Source organism: Acinetobacter sp. YH12140 (assembly GCF_013418475.1).
Taxonomy (GTDB): domain Bacteria; phylum Pseudomonadota; class Gammaproteobacteria; order Pseudomonadales; family Moraxellaceae; genus Acinetobacter; species Acinetobacter amyesii.
The window spans coordinates 290723-316052 of record NZ_VPBZ01000001.1 but is presented as its reverse complement, the minus strand read 5'-3'; the positions used below and the strand labels follow the sequence as shown (position 1 = coordinate 316052).

Sequence of the window (25330 nt, the reverse complement as noted above, 5' to 3'; positions counted from 1 at the left end):
CTAAATTTAGCGGGTTCCAACGGAACTGACCATCATTCATTTCACTAATTTTACCAATACCCGGAAATGGTAAATGTGCAAATGCAACGAAGGTTTGCTCTTGAGCAAAACGTTTAAAAATTGCTAAACGAGTTTCACTGGCTTTGACCGGATCGACATCAAAATCAACAGATAACTTGGGTTGTTCAAACTGTAAATGATACGAATGAACCACATCCCCGAGGATAGCAAAACTTTTAGCTTGCGACTTTAAGATAAAAGAATAATGCCCTGGTGTATGCCCAACACTCGGTAGTACTTCTAAGCCATTAATCACCGAACCAACGCTAAAGGTCTTAAAACTTCGCATAGTTTGATAAGGCGCAATCGCAGCTTTAATTTTTGCAACGGTCGCTAAATAACCTTCACGTTTTTCAGCAGCCAAAGTGTCGACGGTATTTTCACTTAACCAATACTGACTTTCTTGCTCATTGACGTAGACCGTTGCATTTGGAAACACAGCCTTACCTTGTTTCGCAATGCCACATGCATGATCTGGATGTAAATGGGTTAAGAAAACACTGCGTACACGATTAAGCTTATAGCCGGCCGCTTCAATATTTTGTGCAATAGAACCTAAGTTTGGTCCAAAACAACTGGCTGCACCACTATCAACAAGACTGATGCCGCCTTGTCCATCATCAATCAGATAGGCATTGACACTGGTTTGTATGCCTTTGCTCTGATCAACCGCAAGCTTTTGGAATAAAGCACTGACTTCTTCTGGAGTTAAATTTTGTTTAAATAAATCAGGACTTAATTCGAGTGTCCCATCTTTTAAAGCAATGACTTTATATGCACCCACTTGGAAAGGATAAAATCCCATGGGCTGTGTCACATTCGTTTTGATTTCCGTTTGAATAAATGCCGGCTCTGCACTGACAAACTGGCTGGTTAAAAGTGTTGCTGCAAGCACAGCAAAACTAAAGTTTTTCATTGTTGACCTATATCACTTTTATTATTTCATGCAATGAAGCAAATGCTTCAAAATTAAAAATTTTAAACGTCTGTATTGTGCCTGAAATTCAGGCAAATTTTAAGTCTAATACTGGATAAACATAGCACTAACTTGATACAGGCACATGTAAATCATCCTAAACTTTTAGGCCTAATAAAATAAAAGCTGAATGCAAGAAAACTTTAAGCTTGGCATGCTATATTTTCGCCAGTTTTTAAATCTATACGTCTGTACAGTACTATGAGTGAAATTTCCCCGTTTAAAGGTAAATCTGGACTTAAACGAATTTTTAATGCAACGCAATATTCCCTCGACGGATTCAAAGCTGCTTATCAAAATGAAGCTGCATTTCGCCAAATTGTCTGGATGAATATTGTGCTTATTCCCACCAGTTGCTTACTCGATGTGAGTCGTGTTGAACATGCCCTTATGGTAGTGGTGTGTTTATTTGCCTTAATTGTTGAGTTATTCAATTCTGCTATTGAAGCCGTGGTCGACCGGGTATCTCTAGACAAGCATCCACTTTCTAAAATTGCCAAAGATATGGGAAGTGCCGCTCAATTTGTCGCTTTAGCAATTATTTTTTTTACTTGGTTAATTATCCTTTTGCCTTAAATAAAGGGGGTCTCATTATATTTGCAGGGTTATGCCCTGCTTTTTTATATCGACACACTTCAATAAATGGATTTAAGAAGATTTTAAAGCCATAAAAAAACCCAGCTTTCGCTGGGCTTTTTTTCGAATCAGTTCAATGCTTAGTGAGCAGCGAATTGGTTCATTGTGTTTTTCGCATCGTCACCCGCTTTAAGCGCGTTGTCACCAGCGAAGATTTCTTTGTGGTCGTCACCGATGTCTGAACCAGCCATTGCTTGGTGTTTCACACATGCAATACCACCGCGGATTTCTTTACGTTGTACGCCAGCAACATAAGCCAACATACCTTCAGAACCGAAGTAACCTTGAGCAAGTTCATGTGTAGAAAGCGCAGCTGTGTGGTAAGTCGGAAGTGTAATTAAGTGATGGAACACACCCGCTTCACGAGAAGCATCTGCTTGGAATGTACGAACTTTTTCGTCAGCTTCAGCAGCTAATTCAGAGTTATCGTACTCAGCGCTCATTAATTTAGCGCGGTCGTATGCAGATACGTCTTTACCTTCAGCAACCCAACGGTCGTAAGCTTGTTGACGGAAGTTTAATGTCCAGTTGAATGATGGAGAGTTGTTATAAACAAGTTTCGCATTTGGAACAACTTCACGTACACGGTTAACCATGTGAGCAATTTCTTCAACGTTTGGAGTCGCAGTTTCGATCCAAAGAAGGTCAGCACCATTTTGAAGGCTAGATACACAGTCAAGTACAACGCGGTCGATTTGCGTGTCTGGACGGAACTGGTACAAGCCAGAAGCAAGACGTTTTGGACGGTGAAGTTTACCGTTACGCTTGATTAGGATTTCGTCTTCTTGAGCTTCTGAAATGTCAATTTCAGTTGTGTCTAAGTAGCTGATGTATTGAGAAGCGATGTCGCCTGGCTCTTTAACCACTGGGATTTTTTGAGTCAAGTCAGCGCCTTCAGAGTCAGTACGAGCAACGATGATACCGTCATCAAGACCCATTTCTAAGAATGCATAGCGAAGAGCGTGGATTTTCGCGATGAAGTCTTCGTGTGGAACTGTAACTTTACCAGCTTGGTGACCACATTGTTTAGCGTCAGATACTTGGTTTTCGATTTGTAGTGCACAAGCACCCGCTTCGATCATTTTCTTAGCTAGTAAGTAAGTCGCTTCTTCGTTACCGAAACCAGCGTCGATGTCCGCAATAATTGGCACAACGTGAGTTTGGAAGTTGTCGATTTGAGCAGTGATTTCTGCAGCTTTAGCAGTATCACCTGCTTCGTTTGCTTTTTTAAGCGCACGGAATAAGTCGTTTAATTCTTTCGCATCAGCTTGGCGAAGGAAAGTGTAGATTTCTTCGATCAATGCAGGAACTGAAGTTTTTTCGTGCATAGATTGGTCAGGAAGTGGACCAAATTCTGAACGAAGAGCTGCAACCATCCAACCAGAAAGGTAGATATAACGACGTTCAGTTGTACCGAAGTATTTTTTGTTCGCAATCATTTTTTGTTGTGCGATAAAACCGTGCCAGCAACCTAATGATTGAGTGTATTTGCTAGAATCAGCATCATAAGCAGCCATATCACGACGCATAATTGCAGCTGTATATTTCGCAATGTCTAAACCAGTTTTGAAACGGTTTTGCATTTGCATACGTGCAGCATCTTCTGGGCTAATATCGCGCCAAGTGCTTCCGAATTTTGCTTTTAATTCACGGATTGCATCAATCGCTGTTAAGTATGTAGACATGATATGTTCCTGTAATAATATTAGGATTTTTCTGCAACGTAAGGCTAAAATCATACCCTCGAATGATTGTTCAGATTTAGAACACTTCGTTGCGATAGACACAGAGTAGATTGACTAAAAAAATTAATCCAATATTCTGCATTAATTTTCAGTATTTATTTAAAAAATATGTAGATTAAAGTCGTATTATAATAATTAACCAATATTTATAAGTATTTGTATTTAAATATTTTTATTAATATATTTTGCTAATTTTTTTGTCTATTTTTCAAACATTTTGATGAATTATTCTTCATTAGACTTAAGTCGACTGAGCATTCACTTTTAAAAAAAACAGCATTTTTTACGCCATTTTTGCCCAAACTTACCAAACTAAATGCATGGTTATTCCGTCCTCAAATGATCATGTAAATGAGATATTTCATCTTACTTTTGAGTTTTATGAACATCACTTCGCATAATCAAAATTGCTCCGTATTTTTATTATATTTATTTAAAAATATCGGTCTAAAAAGGTAATAAGTATTTAAGAAATATGCGCTGGGACTTCAACAAATTTGTCTTAAAACTGCCGAATTTTAGTACAAAAGTACACGTCATTTTTTCATCCATTTTTTACACAAGCCTTAGTAGTTATGGCATAATCAGATAAATTTCATGATTTTATTGTCGGTATTTATTTTATGAATCTGGAGCGGGTCGATCTCAATCTATTAATTTATCTTGATGTACTTCTTCGTGAAAAAAATGTGACTCGTGCTGCCGAGCAACTGGGTGTAACTCAGCCCGCGATGAGTAATATTTTACGTCGTCTACGCAACTTATTTAATGATCCACTTCTTATTCGTTCTTCAGAAGGTATGACACCTACAGAACGTGCGCTTGAATTACAGCCACGTATCCGTGACGCACTTTCTGACCTTTCGATGATTTTGGAACCCCGTACCGAGTTCCGCCCTTACACCTCAAATCGTGTCTTCCGCATCATGACTTCAGATTATGCTGAAGCAACACTTGTGCCGCGCCTAGTAAAAGCTTTGCGCTCAGAAGCACCCAATGTGGTTCTCGATTTTTTAACGCCTAGTGATGTGTCTTATCGAGATATGGAACAAGGTAAAGTCGACTTGGCGATTAACCGCTTTAATGAAATTCCGCAAAGTTTCCACCAAGTTTTGGTCTGGCGTGACAGTTTTTCATGCCTTTTAAATGCCAAGCATCCTGCTGCAAATAATTTAAACCTGAAAAGCTATCTAGATGCACAACACATTTGGGTATCTAAAACAGGTATGGGTGTCGGTTTTGGTGTCAATCCTGAAAAACAAGCGGGTCTAGGTTGGATTGATCAAGCCTTAGAACGTATTGGCCAAAAACGTAAAATTTCAGTTTTTACTCGTCATTATCAAATGCCGGGCTTATTGGCCTCGAATGTTGACTTGGTTGCAACTCTGCCAAGCCGTATTGCTCGACTTCAAGCCAAAAGTCAAAACCTGTTACTTCGTGATCCACCATTCTATATTCCTGAATTTGAATTAAAAATGGCTTGGTGTCCATTACTTCATCATCACCCCGCTCATCGCTGGTTACGTCAACTTATCTTGTATGTTGCACGTCAAATGATTGAAGAAGAAAACCGCGAATACTTAATGAATAACTCTCAGTTTTCACAGTATCAGTAATTAATTCTTTAATTCCTTATTAATTCAAACGTATACTGTCACTATATAGGTAGTAGTTAAGACTACTACCTTGCCCATTTTTGTGTTAGAAATACAGAAAAATAGAATGAATCACAAACAGGTGTATTCGTGAGCCTTTTCCAAAATATTGTCATTATTATTCTCCTGATCGTCGGTGCAGGTTTTCTTTCATTAACAGAAATTGCCCTTGCGGGTGCACGAAAAGTAAAACTTAAAATTTTGGCTGAATCTGGAGATTCACGTGCACAACGTGTGCTTGACTTACAAGCCAACTCAGCAGACTTTTTCGCCGCATCACAAATTGGCTTAAATGCCGTGGCAATTCTTGGCGGTATTTTGGGTGAAGGTGCTTTTCGTCCTTATTTCATTAGCTTAGTCACTCGTTTTTATCAGGGCCCGTGGACTGAAACTATCGGTTTCACTCTGTCGTTTACTTTAGTCACATCCTTATTCATTCTATTTGCTGATTTGATGCCAAAACGTTTGGCGATGATTGCACCTGAAAAAATTGCCGTTGCTGTTGTTGACCCGATTCAAATCTTTATTAAGGTGTGTAAGCCAATGGCGTGGGTGATTAATGCCATTGCCAATTTGTTGTTTCGTTTATTCAAAGTGAATACAACACGTGATGACAATATTACCTTTGACGACATTTCAGCCGTGATGGATGCCGGTGCTCAAGCTGGTGTACTTCAAAAACAAGAACACCATTTTATTGAAAACGTATTTGAGCTGGAAGAACGTAACGTCCCTTCAAGTATGACTACACGTGAAAACGTGGTGTACTTTACCCTAAAAGAATCAGAAGCCAGTATTCGTCAAAAACTCGCTGAATTTCCGTATTCTAAGTTTTTGGTCTGTAGTGAAAATATTGATGACGTGATTGGCTATGTGGATGCCAAAGATATTTTGGTTCGAATCCTCAACAATCAGTCACTTCTACAGCTCAACGAAAATACTATTCGTAATGTTCTCACGATTCCAGATACCTTAACACTGTCCGAGTTACTCGATCGCTTCCGCTCAACCAAAGAAAAATTTGCCGTTGTAATTAACGAATATGCGTTGGTTGTCGGCGTTATTACCCTCTCCGACATTATGATTACCGTGATGGGCGACTGGGTAACACCGATTGAAGCAGAGCAACAAATTATTAAACGAGATGCAGATTCTTGGCTTATCGATGGCAGTACACCAATCGAAGATCTAAAACATGCACTCGCTCTAGATGAAATGCCGGATGAAGAAAACTATGAAACCCTTGCGGGCTTTATGATGTTTAAACTACGTAAAATTCCACGTCCAGCGGACTTTGTTACATATCATGGCTACAAATTTGAAGTTGTGGATGTAGACCACTTTAAAATTGACCAATTATTAGTGACCCGCTTACAACAGGCTGAGACTGAACTGGATACACCAGAAGAATCGGATTAATTCGATTCTTCTTTTTTTAAACAATAAAATAAAAATACGATGGAATAACAACGATGTCTTTTTCACTTAAAGCGATTTTGACTTGCTTTAGTTTTTATACTGGGGCTTATTTAGTCTATTATTTTTTCAAAGCTCATCCACAACCTTTATTTCTATTGCTCGGTGTTGCACTGATCGTCACTGCTTGGTTTTTAACGCCTTATCCTTATGAACGCGGTCGACAACAATATGACGAAACCATGCGTTTTGGTCTGTTTTTTTATAATCCCTTAATTTTTTGGTTCCGATTTTTTAGTTGGCCGATTCGGACGCTACTGTCTATTTTTGCTTAAGACTTATTGTGATTAAACTGGATCTGCACAGCATTTACAGTTCTCTACAGATGTTGAATAAATGTAAACAGACCACTTTTTTGAATAAAAATTAAAATAAATCAAAAAATCCCTCTTCCCTAATACCTTCATTATTAATGACTATTTTTCATCAAAATAGTGATGTATTTCACATTTTCTCACCTTTGTTTTTACTGATGAAATTTCGCTTTATGCTCTGCCCTTGGATTTAAAAACAGCTTTATATTTCAAAGGAATGAACCATGTTAACCGTACTCGGTTTGGGCATGATCTTGTGCTTTATGTATTTGATCATGTCGAAACGCTTAAGCCCACTTGTCGCACTGACTTTAATTCCCTTACTTTTTGCCTTGATTGCGTGGTTACTTGGTTTTTATTTTGACAGCTTGTCACACATACAAATAAATGAAATTGGCGACATGATGATTGAAGGTGTAAAAAAACTTGCACCGACTGGCATCATGCTGCTTTTTGCGATTCTGTATTTTGCCATCATGATTGATACAGGTTTGTTCGACCCTTCGGTGAAATTTATTTTAAAAATGGTCAAAGGTGATCCCTTAAAAGTCGTTCTTGGAACCATTACCCTGACGTTAATTGTCTCTTTGGATGGAGATGGTTCTACAACCTATATGATCTGTGTTGCTGCCATGCTACCACTCTATAAGCGCTTAGGTATGAGCCCATTGATTATGGCATGTTTGATTATGCTCTCTAGCGGCATTATGAACCTTACGCCATGGGGTGGGCCTACAGCCCGCGCCGCCAGCGCACTTCATGTCGACCCAAGTGATGTTTTTGTTCCGATGGTTTTACCAATGCTATTTGCCATCGGCTGGTTGTACTTCTTAGGAACGATGTATGGTCGCATGGAAAGAAAGCGTCTAGGAATTGTCCAATTGGATATCAGCCATGGTGAAAACATTCAAATCTCAGATAATCCAGAAGCCAACCGCGCAGATCTACGTTGGTTTAATGCACTGTTAACCGTCGTTCTGATGATTTGTCTGGTTTTTAGTATTTTACCTATGCCTATTTTATTCATGGTGGCTTTATGTATTGCGCTAGTCGTCAACTACAAAAATGTCGACTTGCAAAAAAAGTTAATCGCACACCATGCAGGTAGTGCTTTAAACGTGGTCGGTATCATTTTTGCTGCAGGTATTTTTACCGGAATTTTAGCTGGAACAGGCATGGTAGAAGCCATGTCCAAACAACTTGTGGGAATTATCCCTGAAAGTATGGGTCCCTATTTAGCACCGATTACCGCTGTCATCAGTATGCCGATGACTTTCTTTATGTCGAATGATGCTTTCTATTTTGGGGTTTTGCCAATTCTTTCAGATGCAGCAGCTCATTATGGAATTGCACCTGTAGAAATGGCACGTGCCTCCATCGTAGGGCAACCTGTACACCTACTCTCTCCACTTGTCCCTTCGACCTATTTACTCTGTGGACTTGCGGGTATCGAGTTTGGACAACATCAGAAATTTACCATTATCTGGGCTGTAATCACGTGTTTTGTCATGTTAGCAGCGGGTCTAATCTTTGGAATGTTTCCGTTTTATTCGAGCTTAACTTAAAAAGTTAAAGATAAAAAAAGCACCTGATGGTGCTTTTTTTATGCTTAACATTACGAAACTGGCAAGTGTTTTACACTCACAGGTTCATTTGTAGTGATTAATGCTTTGAAATTAATGCTTCTAGAACAGCTTCATAATGAATACGAATGTCATCTTCTAAAATTTTATAGACATTGTCGAATTGCACCATTGGCCAGCCTTCTTTCCAAAATGGGAAAATATTATGCAGGTCATGAGTCACCGTTGCGTCTTCACGTACAATTGCTTGTGCAACTTGTGACAATACTTGTGCAGTTTCAGCACCATCAATCGCTAAATAATCGATACCACGAACTTTCAAAATACGGATACGGTCTTTCTTATAGCGAATTTTTTTACTTTGGCCTTCATTTAAGCCTAAAGCCAAAGTCACAGCTTCAACAAATTTATCTTCAAATGCTTGATTTAATTTCACCAAAGCTTGTTTATGAGCCTCTTGACGACCAGCTTTCCCCCCACTACGAATCACTTCATTTGCTTCAGTATTTAAAACATCTGATTTCATCGACTGAAGAAAGTCTAGAATTTCGATATCGCTTAATGTTTCAGGAGAATGATCAGTCATAAACTGCCTATAAAAACTTAATATTCAATAATCATATATTTTCGCATAAAAGCAGCATGAAAACTGCGACCTTCACTATAGAAATTGCGTTTTCTCTTATAATGTTCAGATATACAACATGATTTAGAAAAAAATTCTGTCAAAAATATCGAAATCAACTATATTATTTTCACGCTTTAATATTAACGTCACAATATGACTCAAAAGAAACAGGCTGCGCTTTACCTTCAACAACTGAAACAGCAATATCCAGCAGCCTTTAAACATAATTATTTATTTTATAGCCAACTGAAAACTCAAGGCATTTTAGACGAACTCAAAGAACTTATTCCTTGGGTTTTGGCGGCGATGATTTTTATTTCTTTGAGCATGAGTATTGGTCATGCAGTGCAACTGTATTTTCCTGATATGAGTGAGTTTCGAGCTCATGGTATTGCTGTACTGAGTATTATGCTGTTTTTCATGCTGGTTGTGCCCTTAGTCATCAAGCAAATCAAACACAGTTCAATGTCCTTGTATCAAAGTTTGAAGAATACGCCGTTCAGACTTGCGATCGTGATTTTATTACAATTACTCAATATCGCCTTTTTACAAAGCACCTTCGTTCAATCTGTATTGTTCTTTTTCGCCATGAGTTTCGGCTTTGTGCGTTTTTATAAAGAAAATCTATTCAAAGGTGGAAGTAACACCCAAGAATACTATTTTCTACAAGAGACACGTCGTATTGCTTATTGGTCGTATAAACAAATGCTTAAAGCAAAATTACGTTTGACACTCAGTAATCCAAATCAAGCAAATCATAAACAGTTATCTGAGCGCTTTACCCATTTCCAAAATTTACACATACAAATGCTGCACCAGGAAAATCAGCTGTGTAAAAAGCTAAAGCACCAAAATGTTGAACATTATCTTGATGAGCTAATGAAATAAGTTAGCATTGATATAGTGCAAAAAAACTTTCAATTACTGCTCAAAAAGTCATTCAATACATCACTATTTTTGAATATTTTCAACTTATATGCATGAATTGATTGATTTTAAAACAAACACCATCAAATACACTTGCCAAGCTTCATTTCGTCCTCTATTATTGCGCACATGCCCGAGTGGTGAAATCGGTAGACACAGGGGATTTAAAATCCCCCGCCCACAAAGCGTGCCAGTTCGAGTCTGGCCTCGGGCACCATTCTTATACTTCTAAGATTGGTGCAATAAAAGATCCAGCAATTTGCTGGTTTTTTTATGCCTAAAATTTATAAATCTATTATTATTCAATGCCAATATCTTCAGATTTTGATCTCCCTGCACTACAACTTAAGCATCCCGATGCCTTTTATCAACGGCTGCTGTTTGCGCAATTCAAAATTATCAATCTAACGCCCACTGCACCCGTTTTAATCTTTAGCTTTTGCCTGATACTTTTTATCTCACTTGGCAGCGCAGTACTTAGGCATATACTTTCAACGGCACTTTCAATTCACGACCCAAACCTGGCGTTTAATCTTGGTATATTGATTATTCTTCCTTTGATCTATTGCTATGTCTGGTATGCACATTATCAAGCACGTTTTAGCAGTAAGTTTGCAGTTCAACGTCTGCAAATACAGCTGTATCTCCTTGGGGGATTCACACTTCTCCTTGCTATAAACTTTAAGTATCTACAAACAGATGTATTTAACCTCATCAGTCTCTGTGGACTTTTTTTCAGTCTGTTTTTATGTGTATTTACTGAATTATTTTATAAACCTGAAAGCAGCGCCATTGAACGAGTAAAACTACAAAAGCTTCGCCAACTGGCATTTTGGTCTTATCAACAATCTTTAAAACAAAAAGAACATCAATCGTATTTCTACGCCCTACATTTACAAGCCATGCATGAAGAACAAAAACTATCAGCATCGATCAAATCATCATTTAAAGATTTTTTAGACAATGCTCAATGACTTTTTTAAATCCCTAAACACAAAAAAGCCCTGTCACTACAGGGCTTTTTTTAAAGTTCAATTACCATTCTCGGTTAGCAACCAACTCTTCCATTTCAATATCCATATGGCCTTCATCTTGCAGCACCATCATCATGGCTTCTGCAATATAATCTGCAGCCGTATCATCCAAAGACGAATCTAAATCTTCAAATTGAGGTTTCATCTTATTGAGCTGTGCAACCGTTTCATTGGCAAAATGGTAGATATCAGTTGAACTTAAATCTGCTTTTGCAATTTTCTTCGCAAATTGAACAACCAATAACTTCACCTCTGCAACCAACACATCTGGGTAATATTCATCATCAAACATGGGTAGCAGTAAATCTGCAAACATACGAAACTCTATCACAAAACATTCAGGGCGCTTATATAACACAAATACTACAATTCACCAAATTTATTGGGATTCAGTATTTTCAAATCAGTCTGCATTCTGCATGGCTTGCCAAACACGTATCGCATCTACCGTCGCTTTGACGTCATGTGCGCGAACCATACATGCACCTTGTTGAATGCTGAGTAGATGCGCTGCAACCGAGCCTACAGCGCGATTTTGTGCATCTGCACCGCCAAGTGCTTCACCGATAAAACGCTTACGAGATAATGCCGACAGGATCGGATAGCCCATGTCATTCAATTGATAGAATTGCTGTAAAAGCTTTAAGTTTTGCTGCGCATTTTTAGCAAAACCAAAACCCGGATCAATCATAATGTTTTCTGCACGCACACCTGCATCTAATGCATCTTGCACACGTTGCTTTAATTCATCGATGACGTCAGCCACGACATCTTGATACTGATCTAGATTATTCATCGTGGTAGGTTCGCCACGCATATGCATAATGATCACTGGAATATCCAGTTTTGCAGCGGTTTCTAAGGCATTCGGCCGAGTTAATGCACGTACATCATTCCAGATATGCGCACCTGCTTGAACCGCTGCCTCAATCACCTCAGGTTGCGAGGTATCGATAGAAATCACCACATTGTGTTTAGATAAGGCTTCAACGACGGGTACGACTCTTCGAATTTCTTCTTCAACCTCAACAACAGATGCGCCTGGACGTGTTGACTCACCACCGACATCAATCACTGTCGCACCATCCACTATCATTTGTAAGGCATGTGCTATAGCTTGGTCTTTACCATTATGTTTGCCACCATCACTAAAAGAGTCCGGTGTGACATTTAAAATCCCCATCACATGTGGCTCTGACAAATCTAATTGCAAATTACCACAGTTTAAAATTTTATTAGGCAAAGACACCAACTTCATAGTACACATCCCAGATTTTGCTGTGCTTATTTTAACGCTAAGTTTGCTCTGCATTTCGTTCACATGTATTTATTTTCATATAAAAAAACCACCCGAAGGTGGTTTTAAAATTTTATGCTTTTGGCAATGACGGCAATGGTGGTGGAACATCTGGACCATCCGTTGGTGTGACATCAATCACTGGATTTTCAGCAATGTACACTTTTGGTGGTTGAGGTTCGCGACCTTCCATAATGTCACGGATTTGATCACGATCAATGGTTTCCCATTCAAGCAATGCTTTCACCATGGCATGTGCGATATCTTTGTTATTTTCAAGAATATCGCGAGCAACTTTATATTGTTCATCTAAAATACGGCGAACTTCACGGTCAACTTCAAGCTGAGTTGCTTCAGAAATCACACGACTTCCTAAACCACCCATGAATGACTGCTGTGAATCATCTTCGTAAACCATGACGCCCATTTTATCGGACATACCGTATTTAGTAACCATTGCTCGTGCCATTTTCGTTGCACGTTCAAAGTCATTTGAAGCACCAGTCGACATTTGGTTAATGAAGACTTCTTCTGCAATACGACCACCAAACAAAATTGAAAGTTCATTCAACATTTTGTCTTTGTAATGGCTGGTTTGGTCATGTTCAGGCAACTGCCAAGTCACACCCAATGCCCAACCACGCGGCATGATTGTCACTTTATGCACAGGGTCTGTACCCGGCAATATTTCAGCAACGATTGCATGACCTGCTTCATGATAAGCCGTCGCACGACGTTCTTCTTCGCGAATCACCATCGATTTACGTTCAGGACCCATGTACAGCTTGTCTTTTGCATCTTCAAAGTCATGCATATCGACCGTGTTCTTGTTACGACGTGCAGCAAACAGTGCCGCTTCGTTTACAAGGTTAGCCAACTGTGCACCCGAGAAGCCCGGTGTACCACGTGCTAAGACTTTGACATCTACACCAGTCACAGAAGGTAATTTTTTCAAATGTACATTCAAGATTTGCTCACGACCTTTAATATCAGGTAGAGATACCATCACTTGACGGTCAAAACGACCTGGACGAAGTAAAGCTTTATCCAATACGTCAGCACGGTTTGTTGCAGCAATGACGATAATACCTTCGTTGCCTTCAAAACCATCCATTTCAACCAACATTTGGTTTAATGTTTGCTCACGCTCATCATTACCACCACCTGTACCTGAACCACGGTGACGACCTACGGCATCGATCTCATCGATGAAAATGATACATGGTGCATGACGCTTTGCTTGTTCAAACATGTCACGGACACGAGACGCACCCACACCCACGAACATTTCAACAAAGTCAGAACCCGAAATACTAAAGAACGGTACTTTCGCTTCACCCGCAATCGCTTTAGCAAGTAAAGTTTTACCTGTACCCGGAGGACCAACCATAAGCACACCTTTCGGAATGCTTGCACCAAGTCGTTTGAACTTAGATGGATCTTTTAGGAAGTCAACGATTTCAACAACTTCTTGTTTAGCTTCATCACAGCCCGCAACATCAGTAAATGTCACTTTGATTTGGTCTTCAGACAGCATTTTTGCTTTTGACTTACCAAAACTCATTGGGCCATTCTTACCACCAGCTCCACCACCCATGTTGCGCATAAAGAACATGAATAACAGAATGATTAAAAGAACAGGGAAACTTGCAATCAGAAGTTGCATCAAAATACTTTGACGCTGTGGCGCTGTACCTTCAACAACAACATTGTTCTTGATCAGGTTCGGCATAAGTTCAGGATCTTGAACCGCAGGACGGATACTTTCAAACTCTGAACCGTTTGATTTTTCGCCACGAATTCTTTCGCCATCAATGGTGACTTGTTTAATCTGACCCGCATTTACGGCTGCCACGAACTCAGAATAGTTCATCGCGGTCGGTTGATTGCGGTCATTGACGTTGCTGAAGATTAAAACCAGCACGCCTAGGATAACCAGCCACAACACGGCATTCTTAAAAAGATCGCTCAAAGCTTTATTCCCATTTCTATCTAATTCGTTCAATCCCATTTACATGGGTGACTCTAATACTTACGCTGCAGAGTAGCTTCGCAATAATTTAAAAACGTACAAAATGCACAATTTTTAACGAGTTGGCAAGTAAACTTTACTTGAAAGCTTTCTTACGTCCCTGCCCGATTAAAAACACTTCTTTAGATCGAGCACGTGAAGCCGCCGGTTTTGCTGTTTTCAGCACATCAAATGTGTCTACAACTTGCTTACGGTATTCATCAAATCCAACACCTTGGAACACTTTAACAACAAATTGTCCATTTGGTCCAAGAACCTTTTGAGCAAAGTCGATTGCTAATTCACAAAGATAGATCTGACGCGGTTGATCTACAGCCTTATTACCTGATGTATTGGGGGCCATATCTGAAATTACAACGTCTACAGTACGTCCATCTAAAATTTTTAACAATTCATCGAACACTTCTTGTTCACGAAAGTCACCTTGCAAGAAGGTCACATCGGGTAAAGCATCCATGGGTAAAATATCAGAAGCAATTACCAAACCTTTGTCGCCAACAAGTTTACCGGCAATTTGCGACCAACTACCTGGTGCAGCACCTAAGTCGACAACGGTCATGCCCGGCTTGATCAATTTGTATTTTTCTTGAATTTCAAGCAATTTATAAGCGGCACGCGCACGATATCCTTCCTTTTGTGCTTTTTTCACAAAGGGGTCATCAAGATGCTCACGCATCCAGTCACGACTACTTTTGGATAATTTCTGGTTAGTAATGCGGGTAGCCATAACTCTCTAAATAAAAAAAACTTCTCAGTCTTGATTGTACGTGAAATTCAGCACTTTTGCAGTAGACATGTGTATCTAAAAAGCATCTTAAATCATGTTTTTTTCAATAATCTTCATCGAGAAAATGCCGATTAAATACAGCGCTTCAACTTTGGTTTTGCTATACTAGGTCGTTTTTAAAATTAGGTTATATTTATGGCGGCTTTATCTATTCAAGAACGTAAACGCTTACGTCAAATTGGTCACACCCTAAACCCAGTTGTAATGGTTGCGGACAAAGGCTTATCAGAAAGCGTTGTTGAAGAATTAAACCGTGCGTTAAACGACCATGAGTTAATTAAAGTGAAAGTGGTGGCAGAAGACCGTGAAGCTCGTGCTGCAATGATTACTGAAATTGCGACTGTTTCAGGTTCTGAAGTTGTTCAAACGATTGGTAAGATTGCTTTGATTTACCGCAAAGCGGCAAAACAAAATGCAAAACTGTCTAACCTTGTTCGCTACGCACACCTGTCTAACTAAGCATTTATGGCAAGTTTCGAACTCAGCGCTTTTGATCGTCGCTTTCAGGCTGTATCAGTCGTTGGTGCTATCGAACAACAAAGCCCATATACTTTAAATGTGGGTTATTGGATTCGAGACCCAAACCAACTGATTCAATGGCCAGAATTGGTATCAGCTCACCCACGAATCGATTTTTTGTGGGAACAGACCTGCTTAGAAGTTTTTATTGGTGTACGCAATGAAGACTTTTATCGTGAAATCAACCTCTCCCCTTCACAAGCTTGGCAGGTTTACCAGTTTGAAGAATATCGCTATCCAGAAGATATGCCGCCACAAGCTGCTTACGATATTGAACTGAATCAGTTGAAACGGACGCACTATGGCTTAAATGTCAGTCTTGATCTAACAGAATTTATGCTGAAGTACAAACTTAAATGGGAAGATCTCTATATTGGTCTAACTGCAGTACTGAAAACCCCTCAAGGTGAACAGTACTATGCCATGCAGCATAGTAGTCCAAATGCTGACTTTCACAACAAACGTGATTGGCTACATCAGTTCTAAATTTTTAATGTTTTGATCTTCGATAAAAAGCAAAAGTACGATCTTTTGTTTTTTTATTGCCTGTCTATTTTTAAATAACTGCTTTGGACTTAAATGTACCATTCACAATAAGGGAGCCATTAATGACTCCCTTATGCATAGTGCTAACTTGATGTTTAATTCGCTCTCACCCAATCCAGCTCCTTGGAATGACTAGATTTAACTTAAGCGTTTTAAAATTCATGTCATTCACAATTAACTTTTAAGATCTGTGGTTTGATCCGTAACATCAGCTTTCAGTGGTGAAACTTTTTTCCACGCTTCTAAAGTATGTTCCTTAGAACGCTTAAATGTTTCTGTTAGATGATCTTTGTGTTTTCCTGAAATTTGGGTCACATCTTCTTTCAGCTCTTTTCCAAGTTTTGAAAGATCATCAATAACCGCATTAAACTCAGTTTTCACAAATTCTTTGAGTTCACTAAAATCTTTTTGCGATGAACCAAATTGAACTTTTAGCTGATCAAGTTTATTCAACACATCTTGCTTCAACTGACGCAATTGATCTTGCACACTGGCATTCAACTGCTTTGCCTCTGCTCCGATCTTTTCTTTGCTTTCAGTGACCGCTTCTGTGGCTTGGACACTCGCTTCTTTTGCAACTTGTTCAAGCTTTTCAGCACCTTCGATAACGACTTCTTTCAGGGAGGATTTAGCCGCTGTTTGTTTTTGTTGTGTTGCCATGACTTTGTACCTATAGTTTTTGCTGACCGAACCACAATAGCGCTTATTGATAAATTTTAATTTATGATTTGTCTGACAATAATTAATTGCTTACATTTTTCTACGATTTTGCAAAACCAAACTTTATTCTAAAATGCAAGCGCTTTATCTGCTTTATTCCTAATATTTACAATGGACTTTCAGTGGCTTTCTGCGTATAATGCCGTGTTAAGTTCAAGCGAGCAGATGTAAGGAGGGTAGGTTTTTAAGCAGCCTTCCTTTTTTTTCGTCTTCTCGCTTTTTTACAGCCTAAATTTCAGGAGCTTTGGTTTGAGCACCCCAGCAATTTTAGCCCTTGCCGATGGTACTATTTTTAAAGGTACTTCAATTGGCGCATCGGGTAGTACGACTGGTGAAGTCGTTTTCAACACTGCCATGACTGGCTATCAAGAAATTTTGACTGACCCAAGTTATGCACAACAACTTGTGACCCTAACTTACCCACATATCGGTAACACAGGTTGTAATGATGAAGACGCTGAGTCAGGTCGAATTCATAAAGTATGGGCCAACGGATTGATCATTCGTGACCTACCTTTATTGCATAGCAACTTCCGTGCTGAGCAATCACTAAGTGATTACCTTAAACAACACAATGTTGTTGCTATCGCAGATATTGATACTCGTAAATTAACGCGTATTCTGCGATCAAAAGGTGCGCAAAACGGTTGTATCCTTGCTGGTGAAAACGCGACTGAAGAAGAAGCGTTAGCTAAAGCACGTGCTTTTGGTGGTCTTAATGGTTTAGACCTTGCAAAAGAATGCTGTGATCCGACCGGTTTCGAGTGGACTGAAGGCTCTTGGGCGCTTGGTAAAGGTTTCGCTCAACCAGAACTTAAATTCCATGTTGTAGCATACGACTACGGTGTCAAAACCAACATCTTACGTATGCTCGCAGACCGCGGTTGTAAATTGACTGTCGTGCCTGCGCAAACTCCTGCTGCTGATGTACTTGCGCTGAATCCAGATGGCGTGTTCTTATCGAACGGCCCCGGCGATCCAGCAGCATGTGATTATGCAATTGAAGCTGTAAAAACAATTGTAGAAGACGCACGTAATGTACCTGTATTCGGTATTTGCTTAGGTCACCAAATTCTTGCACTTGCATCAGGTGCAAAAACTGTGAAAATGCCTCACGGTCACCACGGTGCTAACCATCCTGTACAAAACTTAGAAAATGGTACAGTGATGATTACTTCTCAAAACCACGGCTTCGCAGTGGATGCAGAAACTTTGCCTGCAAACTTGAAAGCTACGCACAAATCACTGTTCGACCAAACCCTGCAAGGGATTCATCGTACAGACAAACCTGCGTTCAGTTTCCAAGGTCACCCAGAAGCAAGCCCTGGTCCACATGACTGCGCACCATTGTTCGATCATTTCATCGAACTTATCGAAGCATCTAAGAAGTAATTAAGGAAGCATCATGGCTAAACGTACAGACATTAAAAGCATCTTAATTATTGGTGCTGGTCCGATTGTGATCGGTCAGGCATGTGAGTTTGACTACTCAGGTGCGCAAGCATGTAAAGCCCTTCGTGAAGAAGGCTACCGTGTTATTTTGGTGAACTCTAACCCAGCGACCATTATGACAGACCCTGCGATGGCAGACGCAACTTACATCGAGCCGATTACTTGGCAAACTGTAGCTGCAATCATTGAGAAAGAACGCCCAGACGCAGTTCTTCCTACAATGGGTGGTCAAACAGCATTGAACTGTGCCCTTGCACTCGATGCCAACGGTATTTTAGAAAAATACAATGTTGAATTGATTGGCGCGACGAAAGAAGCAATCGAAAAAGCGGAAGACCGTAAACTTTTCGATATCGCAATGCGCAAAATTGGTTTGGAATGCCCTCGCGCTGATGTTGCAGAAGACATGGAACATGCTTTGGAAATCCAAGCACGTTTCGGCTTTCCTGTGATTATCCGTCCATCATTCACGATGGGTGGTTCAGGCGGCGGTATCGCATACAACCGTGAAGAGTTCATTGAAATCTGTGAACGTGGTTTCGACCTCTCTCCTACTCACCAACTATTGATCGATGAATCTTTAATTGGTTGGAAAGAGTACGAAATGGAAGTTGTTCGTGACAAAAACGACAACTGTATCATTGTATGTACAATCGAAAACTTTGATCCAATGGGCGTGCACACAGGTGACTCAATCACTGTTGCTCCTGCGCAAACATTGACAGACAAAGAATTCCAACTTTTACGTAATGCATCTTTAGCTGTACTTCGTGAAATTGGTGTAGAAACTGGCGGTTCGAACGTTCAGTTCGGTATCAACCCGAAAGACGGCCGTATGGTTGTGATCGAGATGAACCCACGTGTTTCTCGTTCATCTGCCCTTGCTTCTAAAGCAACTGGTTTCCCAATTGCGAAAATCGCGGCGAAATTGGCTGTCGGTTATACCCTTGATGAGTTGAAAAACGACATCACTGGCGGTACAACTCCTGCATCTTTCGAACCTGCAATTGACTATGTTGTAACGAAAATTCCTCGTTTCAACTTCGAGAAATTCCCGCAAGCTGACGCAACTTTGACGACTCAGATGAAATCTGTAGGTGAAGTAATGGCGATTGGCCGTAACTTCCAAGAATCTGTATCTAAAGCGCTTCGTGGTCTTGAAGTAGGCGCATGCGGTTTTGACGAAAAAATCGCTGTGGGCACTGAAGGCGCACGTGAGAAAATTCTTGTTGAATTGAAAGTGCCTGGTCCAGAGCGTATTTGGTACGTAGGCGATGCATTCCGTCACGGTTTCACTCTTGATGAAGTATTTGAAGCAACCAAAATTGACCGTTGGTTCTTGATTCAAATCGAAGACATCATCAAAACTGAAAACCAAATCAAAACTTTAGGTTTTGGTGACTTAAACGCTGACAACATCCGTTCGTTCAAACGCAAAGGTTTATCAGACCTTCGCATTGCGGACTTGATGGGCATTTCACAAAAACAATTCCGTAAACACCGTTGGAACTTGGGCGTAACTCCAGTTTACAAACGTGTAGATACATGTGCTGCAGAATTCGAATCTGACACAGCTTACATGTACTCAACTTACGATGAAGAATGTGAAGCGAACCCATCGAACCGTGACAAAATCATGGTCATTGGTGGCGGTCCTAACCGTATTGGTCAAGGTATCGAATTCGATTACTGCTGTGTACACGCGGCTCTTGCAATGCGTGATGACGGTTATGAAACCATCATGGTGAACTGTAACCCTGAAACGGTTTCTACAGATTACGACACATCAGATCGTTTGTACTTCGAACCAATTACTTTGGAAGATGTACTTGAAATCGTTCGTATCGAGAAGCCAAAAGGCATTATCGTTCAGTACGGTGGTCAAACTCCGCTTAAATTGGCTCGTGCTTTAGAAGAAGCTGGTGCGCCAATTATTGGTACATCACCTGACGCGATTGACCGTGCAGAAGACCGTGAACGTTTCCAACAAATGATTCAACGTCTGCAACTTCGTCAACCAAACAACAGCATCGTTAAATCTGCTGAAGAAGGTATGGCTGAAGCAGCTAAAGTTGGCTACCCACTTGTGGTACGTCCATCTTATGTACTTGGTGGTCGTGCGATGGAAATCGTGTACAACGACGAAGAATTGAAACGTTACTTACGTGATGCGGTTCAAGCATCGAACGAAGCGCCAGTACTTCTTGACCACTTCCTTGACGATGCGATTGAAGTTGACGTGGACTGCGTATCTGACGGTAAAGACGTTGTGATCGGCGGTATCATGCAGCATATCGAACAAGCGGGTATTCACTCAGGTGACTCAGCATGTTCTATTCCTCCTTACTCTTTATCTCAAGAAGTACAGGACGAAATGCGCCGTCAAACCATCGCTATGGCGAAAGAGCTTGGCGTAATTGGTTTAATGAACGTACAGTTTGCTGTTAAAGGCACTGACGTATACATTCTAGAAGTGAACCCACGTGCATCACGTACTGTTCCATTCGTATCTAAGTGCATTGGTGAATCTTTAGCGAAAGTGGCTGCGCGTTGTATGGCAGGTCAATCTCTAGAATCTCAAGGATTCACTACAGAGATTATTCCTGAACACTTCTCTGTAAAAGAAGCAGTGTTCCCATTCAACAAATTCCCTGGTGTTGACCCAATTCTTGGCCCTGAGATGAAATCTACAGGCGAAGTGATGGGTGTAGGCAAAACATTTGGTGAAGCGTTCTATAAAGCTGTGTTAGGCTCTAATGACCGTTTACCTGGCCTACCAACAGAAGGCGAAGTTAAACATGCATTCTTATCTGTTCGTCATTCTGACAAGCCTCGTGCTGTTGGTATTGCGAAACAGTTAACAGATCTTGGCTTCAAAGTCATCGCTACTGGCGGTACTTATGATGTGATTAAAGATGCTGGTATTGAATGTGAACGTGTGAACAAAGTGACTGAAGGCCGTCCTAATATCGTAGACCGCTTGAAAAATGGCGAAGTTCACCTCATTATCAATACAACTGAAGGCAAACAGGCTCAAGAAGATTCATTCTCGATCCGCCGCTCTGCATTACAAGGTAAAGTGTATTACACAACTACCCTTAACGGTGCTGATGCAGTATGCCAAGCTTTAGCAATCAAATTGCCAATGGATGTATACCGCTTACAAGACCTTACTAAAGGTTAATTAAGTTACCGAGAAGTCCCGCCACCTCTCGGTGGCGGGCTTTTTTTCATTTCTAGGTCAGTAAAAATTTTACTGATTTTTTCTTTTTTACAAATATGAGGGACAACAATGCAACGTTATCCTATGACTCCCGAAGGCAAAATTGCCCTAGAGAAAGAATTACAGCAACTTAAAAGTGTTGACCGTCCACGTATTACTGCAGCAATTGCTGAAGCGCGTGAACATGGGGATTTGAAAGAAAACGCAGAATACCACGCTGCTCGTGAGCAACAAGGTTTCTGTGAAGGCCGTATCCAAGATATCGAAGGTAAATTGGGTGCTTGCCAAGTGATTGATGTTAAATCACTTGAGCAAAATGGCCGTGTAGTTTTCGGTGTGACAGTGACCATTGAAAACTTAGATACTGAAGAACAAAAGACTTATAAAATCGTTGGTGATGACGAAGCAGATTTTAAAATCAACAAAATCTCTGTGAACTCTCCAATTGCGCGTGGTCTTTTGGGTAAAAACGAAGGCGACGATGTAAAAATCAACACACCACAAGGTGAAGTTGAGTATGAAATTTCTAAAGTTGAATATCTTTAATTCATTAAGATAAGCAATTTTAAGCCCCTCTTTTGAGGGGTTTTTTATTATTGTATGTTTTCCTTAGCCCAATGTATGCTATCGAGTGACCAAAATGTACGTTCAGCAACAATAGTCGACTGAATACGTCATTGTTCAACTGGCTTATTTCATTAAAGTGTTATCTAAAACAAAAAGAGTCATAACACACGATGAAATTTGGACATGCAAGCCGAACGGCACAAGCTGCTGCTGCCATTCGCGCAAATCATTATCTATATGCGAACGAACCTGTTTTTTCCGACTCTTATGCCTTTCATTTAACCAGTCCAATTTGGCGTCGACTGCTTTCAAGTCGTGCATGTATAAAAGCGTTGAATAGCAAAATACCCAACCAAACATTTGGATTACTCACTGCACAGGTGGTGGCACGTTCACGCTATGCCGAAGATCAATTAGAAAAGGCAGTACAACAAGGAATTAAACAATATGTGCTGATTGGTGCAGGTTTAGATTCTTTTGTCCTCCGATTAGCGCAGAAATACTCAGATATTAAAATTTTTGAGGTTGATCACCCAGATACTCAAACATTAAAAATACGAAGTTTACAGAAACTCGGACATATTCCAGACCATGTTGAATTTGTTTCTATTGATTTTGAAAAAGAAAATTTAGCGCATGCCTTAAAACGGAGTTCTTATGATACAAAGCAACCAACTTTCTTTTCTTGGCTTGGAACGACGCATTATTTAAAACCAGAAACAACTATGAGCACCTTGCAAACCATTGCCGAATTTGCAGCCTCAGGTAGCGAATTGGTTTTAGACTATTCCATTCCCTATCAAGATTTAACTGGTATAGAGCGTGTCGGATCATTTGCTGTTTCCAAATTTACCTATTTTTTAAGTGAAGCCATTATTGGGACATTTCACAGTGATGAGTTACACCGTGCCGTGACAAAACTGGGTTATGTGGTCTTAGAAGATTTATCTGCACATGACATTACTCAGCGTTATTTTGCAAATCGTAAAGATGGAATACGGCATACTCAAGCCACGCATTTGCTGCATTTAAAACATGCTTAAGCATTTATCTGTAGTCGACATTTATAGTGAGTCAGCTAAAATAGTCACGCGAATCATTATTGCTATTAAACCTTATGTCTGAAAAATTGATTAATTCACCTGTCAATCATTGGTGTGAGTTTGAGTTCATCTCTAAAACAGTGAAGAACCCTAATATTCACATCAAAGGTAATTATTCATATTATTCTGCATATTGGGATCAGGGTTTTGAGCGCTGTGTGGTGCGTTATCTGCATGATAAACCTGCAACAGCTGAGAAGCCGATAGACCAGCTACATATCGGTAATTTTGTCTGTTTTGGCGCAGAATGCGTGATTATGATGGGCGGCAACCAACTCCACCGCACGGATTGGATTTCAGCCTTTCCGTTTGATACACGGAGTTTTATCCCTGCGGGTGACACAATCATTGGTGATGGCTGCTGGATCGGCTCACGTGCGATGATTATGCAAGGTGTGACTCTTGGTGAAGGTGCTGTGGTGGCTACAGGCGCGGTGGTGACTAAAGATGTGCCACCTTATGCAGTTGTCGGCGGTGTACCTGCTAAAATTATTAAATATCGCTTTTCTGAAGAAGATATCAAAAAACTGCTTTCCCTTAAGCTTTATGACTTAGATGAAAAGCAGTTTTTAAAGATGCGGGAGCAGTTGCAGACGGATGATGTTGATACATTAATCAAATATCTAGATTAAATCCCGATTCAACATAGTTTTTCCAATCGATTATAAAATCATCGGAGTGTTTTAATTTCTGGATAGCAAAGGGAGTATAAGTTTCAAGCATATACAATTCTTTGGCATCTTGTTGTCCCACTGATACATATTTTTCATTCAATGTTACTTGTTTATTATATAAATTTCCTATATGAAATTCATCAATGAAATATTCAGTTCGTAGTTTACTGATAATAATATTTCCAAGAAATTTACTATCACTAAAAGACAAATTAAGTTTTTCAACTAACTTACTTAAAACTAAACGAAATATTTTCAAATCTTTTGAAAATTCCACACCAAATACAAACGCAATTAATATTAGGTTTTTTCTAAAATCATTAGTTTTCAAAATAGCATATTGATTAATTTTTCTTTTTAATTCACGTGAGTTGAAGTTTTTATAATTTTGTAATGCTAATACCCAAAAAAAGAATTCATTTAAAGCTTCTTTATGCTCCATCTCACCAATTCTATAAAGCTCTTCCTTCAATACATTTTCATAGTTAATATAAGCTTCCAAATTTGGAAATTTAATTGTTAAATCTATAAATTTTTCAAAATAATCAGCTGTTATCTCTGCTTCATAACCATAAAAATTCTGAACTGACTGTGATAATTGTGGCTTATTCATCACCAAAACAAAAACAATTTTAGGAATATCAAAGAAATGTTTAACCCTTTCAATTAATCGTATCGCAAAATCAGGCCGACAACGATCTAACTCATCAATAATAAAAACTAAAGGTTTATCTAATTTTCCAGCTAATTCAGCAAGTTCTCTCTGAAAGTCATGAATTGTTTGTTTCTCAACTTGATGATTCTCTATTTTCTTTTCGATTTTCTCCTTAACTTTTGCAGCTATTTCCTCACTTGCTGTGTCATACAACTCTTTTCCTTCTTCATATACCTCTTTAAATGCTTCTCCAGCTCCACCCAAGCCAATCAAATGCATCCCAGCTTTAGCTGCAATCATTGGTATAATAGCAGCCAACGATATTAAAACTGAAGCAGTCTTAGCATTAAAATCTTTAATTTCATTATCATCAATTTCTTCTGATTCTTTAAAAGTTTGACTTATTTCAGCGGCAATCGTTAAAAATGGATCTTCCAAATAATCATTAGCAAATGCATCCAAATAGATCACGTTATGCAGAGTATCATCTAAATGTTTCGCCCAGTGACGAACAAACCACGTTTTTCCCTCACCCCATCGTGCATCCAAAGCAAGAACAGCTCCGCAATTTAAGCGATCGACGTAATTTGTAAGTTGCTCTCCTAAGCGACGGCGATCCCAAAGATCGCCTTCCCATGCAGTTTCAATATTCTCAAAATTATCTTTAGCCCAGTTTAATTGATTATCCATCATTTCTATTTATATTCATCAAGTTAACTAT

Annotated in this window: 23 protein-coding genes and 1 tRNA gene; 15 read left to right on the top strand and 9 right to left on the bottom strand. The window is 39.7% G+C overall.

Translation table 11 applies throughout. The features are described from left to right. Positions 1 to 976 (bottom strand): MBL fold metallo-hydrolase (locus FTU75_RS01555; RefSeq protein ID WP_218948303.1); only part of this gene is annotated, 976 nt, incomplete at its 3' end. Between the two features lie 261 nt (positions 977 to 1237). Here FTU75_RS01555 and FTU75_RS01550 point away from each other — a divergent pair. Further along, the gene (locus FTU75_RS01550; protein WP_180083798.1) at positions 1238 to 1612 is read left to right on the top strand and encodes a diacylglycerol kinase; all 375 of its coding nucleotides are present in this window, start codon (positions 1238 to 1240) and stop codon (positions 1610 to 1612) included. Positions 1613 to 1752: 140 nt separating this feature from the next. Here FTU75_RS01550 and FTU75_RS01545 read toward each other — a convergent pair whose 3' ends face one another. Next, entirely contained in the window at positions 1753 to 3357 is a 1605-nt protein-coding gene (locus FTU75_RS01545) for an isocitrate lyase (protein WP_078192152.1), read from the bottom strand. 683 nt (positions 3358 to 4040) lie between these two features. On the opposite strand from FTU75_RS01545, the gene FTU75_RS01540 reads away from it, so the two are divergent. The 4 genes from FTU75_RS01540 (at position 4041) to FTU75_RS01525 (ending at position 8427) form a co-directional block, all read left to right on the top strand. Then, positions 4041 to 5033: a LysR family transcriptional regulator gene (locus FTU75_RS01540; RefSeq protein ID WP_078191331.1), complete on the top strand. Its 993-nt coding sequence runs from the start codon at positions 4041 to 4043 to the stop codon at positions 5031 to 5033. A 129-nt stretch (positions 5034 to 5162) separates the two neighbouring features. Then, complete coding sequence (locus tag FTU75_RS01535; protein WP_078192153.1) at positions 5163 to 6491, top strand: hemolysin family protein; 1329 nt, start codon at positions 5163 to 5165, stop codon at positions 6489 to 6491. Between the two features lie 53 nt (positions 6492 to 6544). Continuing rightward, positions 6545 to 6823, top strand: coding sequence for a hypothetical protein (locus tag FTU75_RS01530; protein WP_078192154.1), 279 nt, complete (start codon positions 6545 to 6547; stop codon positions 6821 to 6823). A 263-nt stretch (positions 6824 to 7086) separates the two neighbouring features. Continuing rightward, on the top strand, positions 7087 to 8427 hold the full coding sequence (locus FTU75_RS01525) for a CitMHS family transporter (RefSeq protein ID WP_180114845.1): 1341 nt from the start codon (positions 7087 to 7089) through the stop codon (positions 8425 to 8427). A gap of 97 nt (positions 8428 to 8524) precedes the next feature. Here FTU75_RS01525 and FTU75_RS01520 read toward each other — a convergent pair whose 3' ends face one another. Continuing rightward, the gene (locus FTU75_RS01520; protein ID WP_180114843.1) at positions 8525 to 9031 is read right to left on the bottom strand and encodes a hypothetical protein; all 507 of its coding nucleotides are present in this window, start codon (positions 9029 to 9031) and stop codon (positions 8525 to 8527) included. Between the two features lie 195 nt (positions 9032 to 9226). Here FTU75_RS01520 and FTU75_RS01515 point away from each other — a divergent pair, with 195 nt between their 5' ends. The 3 genes from FTU75_RS01515 (at position 9227) to FTU75_RS01505 (ending at position 10974) form a co-directional block, all read left to right on the top strand. After that, a complete protein-coding gene (locus FTU75_RS01515; RefSeq protein ID WP_180114841.1) occupies positions 9227 to 9961 on the top strand; it encodes a hypothetical protein in 735 nt (244 codons plus the stop codon). Positions 9962 to 10131: 170 nt separating this feature from the next. Then, positions 10132 to 10217 (top strand) — tRNA-Leu (locus tag FTU75_RS01510). Between the two features lie 88 nt (positions 10218 to 10305). Continuing rightward, positions 10306 to 10974 carry a hypothetical protein gene (locus FTU75_RS01505; protein WP_180114839.1) on the top strand — a complete coding sequence of 223 codons (669 nt, stop codon included), beginning with the start codon at positions 10306 to 10308 and terminating at the stop codon, positions 10972 to 10974. A gap of 61 nt (positions 10975 to 11035) precedes the next feature. Here the strand turns inward: FTU75_RS01505 and FTU75_RS01500 are convergent, their stop codons facing one another. From FTU75_RS01500 to rlmE, 4 genes are all read right to left on the bottom strand, one after another. After that, complete coding sequence (locus FTU75_RS01500) at positions 11036 to 11350, bottom strand: DUF5713 family protein (protein ID WP_078191338.1); 315 nt, start codon at positions 11348 to 11350, stop codon at positions 11036 to 11038. 87 nt (positions 11351 to 11437) lie between these two features. Beyond that, positions 11438 to 12292 carry a dihydropteroate synthase gene (gene folP / locus FTU75_RS01495; RefSeq protein ID WP_218948302.1) on the bottom strand — a complete coding sequence of 285 codons (855 nt, stop codon included), beginning with the start codon at positions 12290 to 12292 and terminating at the stop codon, positions 11438 to 11440. A 112-nt stretch (positions 12293 to 12404) separates the two neighbouring features. Beyond that, entirely contained in the window at positions 12405 to 14303 is a 1899-nt protein-coding gene (gene ftsH, locus FTU75_RS01490) for an ATP-dependent zinc metalloprotease FtsH (protein WP_218948055.1), read from the bottom strand. 136 nt (positions 14304 to 14439) lie between these two features. Further along, positions 14440 to 15090 (bottom strand): 23S rRNA (uridine(2552)-2'-O)-methyltransferase RlmE, encoded by a 651-nt coding sequence (gene rlmE / locus FTU75_RS01485; protein WP_078192159.1) that lies wholly within the window; start codon positions 15088 to 15090, stop codon positions 14440 to 14442. Between the two features lie 195 nt (positions 15091 to 15285). On the opposite strand from rlmE, the gene FTU75_RS01480 reads away from it, so the two are divergent. Next, positions 15286 to 15609 (top strand): YhbY family RNA-binding protein, encoded by a 324-nt coding sequence (locus tag FTU75_RS01480; RefSeq protein WP_078191340.1) that lies wholly within the window; start codon positions 15286 to 15288, stop codon positions 15607 to 15609. Between the two features lie 6 nt (positions 15610 to 15615). Then, positions 15616 to 16155, top strand: coding sequence for a DOMON-like domain-containing protein (locus tag FTU75_RS01475; protein ID WP_180034440.1), 540 nt, complete (start codon positions 15616 to 15618; stop codon positions 16153 to 16155). 234 nt (positions 16156 to 16389) lie between these two features. Here the strand turns inward: FTU75_RS01475 and FTU75_RS01470 are convergent, their stop codons facing one another. Next, positions 16390 to 16875 carry a hypothetical protein gene (locus FTU75_RS01470; protein WP_111883890.1) on the bottom strand — a complete coding sequence of 162 codons (486 nt, stop codon included), beginning with the start codon at positions 16873 to 16875 and terminating at the stop codon, positions 16390 to 16392. Between the two features lie 309 nt (positions 16876 to 17184). Between FTU75_RS01470 and carA the strand changes: the two genes are divergently transcribed. The 5 genes from carA to FTU75_RS01445 all read left to right on the top strand — a co-directional run bounded on the left by carA (position 17185) and on the right by FTU75_RS01445 (position 23912). Beyond that, complete coding sequence (gene carA / locus FTU75_RS01465; RefSeq protein WP_078192162.1) at positions 17185 to 18327, top strand: glutamine-hydrolyzing carbamoyl-phosphate synthase small subunit; 1143 nt, start codon at positions 17185 to 17187, stop codon at positions 18325 to 18327. Positions 18328 to 18340: 13 nt separating this feature from the next. Next, positions 18341 to 21571: a carbamoyl-phosphate synthase large subunit gene (carB, locus tag FTU75_RS01460; protein WP_180114837.1), complete on the top strand. Its 3231-nt coding sequence runs from the start codon at positions 18341 to 18343 to the stop codon at positions 21569 to 21571. Between the two features lie 108 nt (positions 21572 to 21679). Next, positions 21680 to 22156 (top strand): transcription elongation factor GreA, encoded by a 477-nt coding sequence (gene greA, locus FTU75_RS01455; RefSeq protein ID WP_078192164.1) that lies wholly within the window; start codon positions 21680 to 21682, stop codon positions 22154 to 22156. A 191-nt stretch (positions 22157 to 22347) separates the two neighbouring features. Further along, the gene (locus FTU75_RS01450) at positions 22348 to 23220 is read left to right on the top strand and encodes a class I SAM-dependent methyltransferase (RefSeq protein WP_180114835.1); all 873 of its coding nucleotides are present in this window, start codon (positions 22348 to 22350) and stop codon (positions 23218 to 23220) included. A 74-nt stretch (positions 23221 to 23294) separates the two neighbouring features. Next, entirely contained in the window at positions 23295 to 23912 is a 618-nt protein-coding gene (locus FTU75_RS01445) for a CatB-related O-acetyltransferase (RefSeq protein ID WP_180114833.1), read from the top strand. Here the strand turns inward: FTU75_RS01445 and FTU75_RS01440 are convergent. Next, on the bottom strand, positions 23896 to 25302 hold the full coding sequence (locus FTU75_RS01440; protein ID WP_180114831.1) for a P-loop NTPase fold protein: 1407 nt from the start codon (positions 25300 to 25302) through the stop codon (positions 23896 to 23898). The genes FTU75_RS01445 and FTU75_RS01440 overlap by 17 nt on opposite strands. Positions 25303 to 25330: the final 28 nt, after the last annotated feature.

Coding starts and splice junctions, on each gene's coding strand:
- FTU75_RS01550 (WP_180083798.1), top strand. CDS start 1,238: ATGAGTGAAATTTCCCCGTTTAAAGGTAAATCTGGACTTAAACGAATT.
- FTU75_RS01545 (WP_078192152.1), bottom strand. CDS start 3,357: ATGTCTACATACTTAACAGCGATTGATGCAATCCGTGAATTAAAAGCA.
- FTU75_RS01540 (WP_078191331.1), top strand. CDS start 4,041: ATGAATCTGGAGCGGGTCGATCTCAATCTATTAATTTATCTTGATGTA.
- FTU75_RS01530 (WP_078192154.1), top strand. CDS start 6,545: ATGTCTTTTTCACTTAAAGCGATTTTGACTTGCTTTAGTTTTTATACT.
- FTU75_RS01525 (WP_180114845.1), top strand. CDS start 7,087: ATGTTAACCGTACTCGGTTTGGGCATGATCTTGTGCTTTATGTATTTG.
- FTU75_RS01520 (WP_180114843.1), bottom strand. CDS start 9,031: ATGACTGATCATTCTCCTGAAACATTAAGCGATATCGAAATTCTAGAC.
- FTU75_RS01515 (WP_180114841.1), top strand. CDS start 9,227: ATGACTCAAAAGAAACAGGCTGCGCTTTACCTTCAACAACTGAAACAG.
- FTU75_RS01505 (WP_180114839.1), top strand. CDS start 10,306: ATGCCAATATCTTCAGATTTTGATCTCCCTGCACTACAACTTAAGCAT.
- FTU75_RS01500 (WP_078191338.1), bottom strand. CDS start 11,350: ATGTTTGCAGATTTACTGCTACCCATGTTTGATGATGAATATTACCCA.
- folP (WP_218948302.1), bottom strand. CDS start 12,292: ATGAAGTTGGTGTCTTTGCCTAATAAAATTTTAAACTGTGGTAATTTG.
- rlmE (WP_078192159.1), bottom strand. CDS start 15,090: ATGGCTACCCGCATTACTAACCAGAAATTATCCAAAAGTAGTCGTGAC.
- FTU75_RS01480 (WP_078191340.1), top strand. CDS start 15,286: ATGGCGGCTTTATCTATTCAAGAACGTAAACGCTTACGTCAAATTGGT.
- FTU75_RS01475 (WP_180034440.1), top strand. CDS start 15,616: ATGGCAAGTTTCGAACTCAGCGCTTTTGATCGTCGCTTTCAGGCTGTA.
- FTU75_RS01470 (WP_111883890.1), bottom strand. CDS start 16,875: ATGGCAACACAACAAAAACAAACAGCGGCTAAATCCTCCCTGAAAGAA.
- carB (WP_180114837.1), top strand. CDS start 18,341: ATGGCTAAACGTACAGACATTAAAAGCATCTTAATTATTGGTGCTGGT.
- greA (WP_078192164.1), top strand. CDS start 21,680: ATGCAACGTTATCCTATGACTCCCGAAGGCAAAATTGCCCTAGAGAAA.
- FTU75_RS01450 (WP_180114835.1), top strand. CDS start 22,348: ATGAAATTTGGACATGCAAGCCGAACGGCACAAGCTGCTGCTGCCATT.
- FTU75_RS01445 (WP_180114833.1), top strand. CDS start 23,295: ATGTCTGAAAAATTGATTAATTCACCTGTCAATCATTGGTGTGAGTTT.
- FTU75_RS01440 (WP_180114831.1), bottom strand. CDS start 25,302: ATGATGGATAATCAATTAAACTGGGCTAAAGATAATTTTGAGAATATT.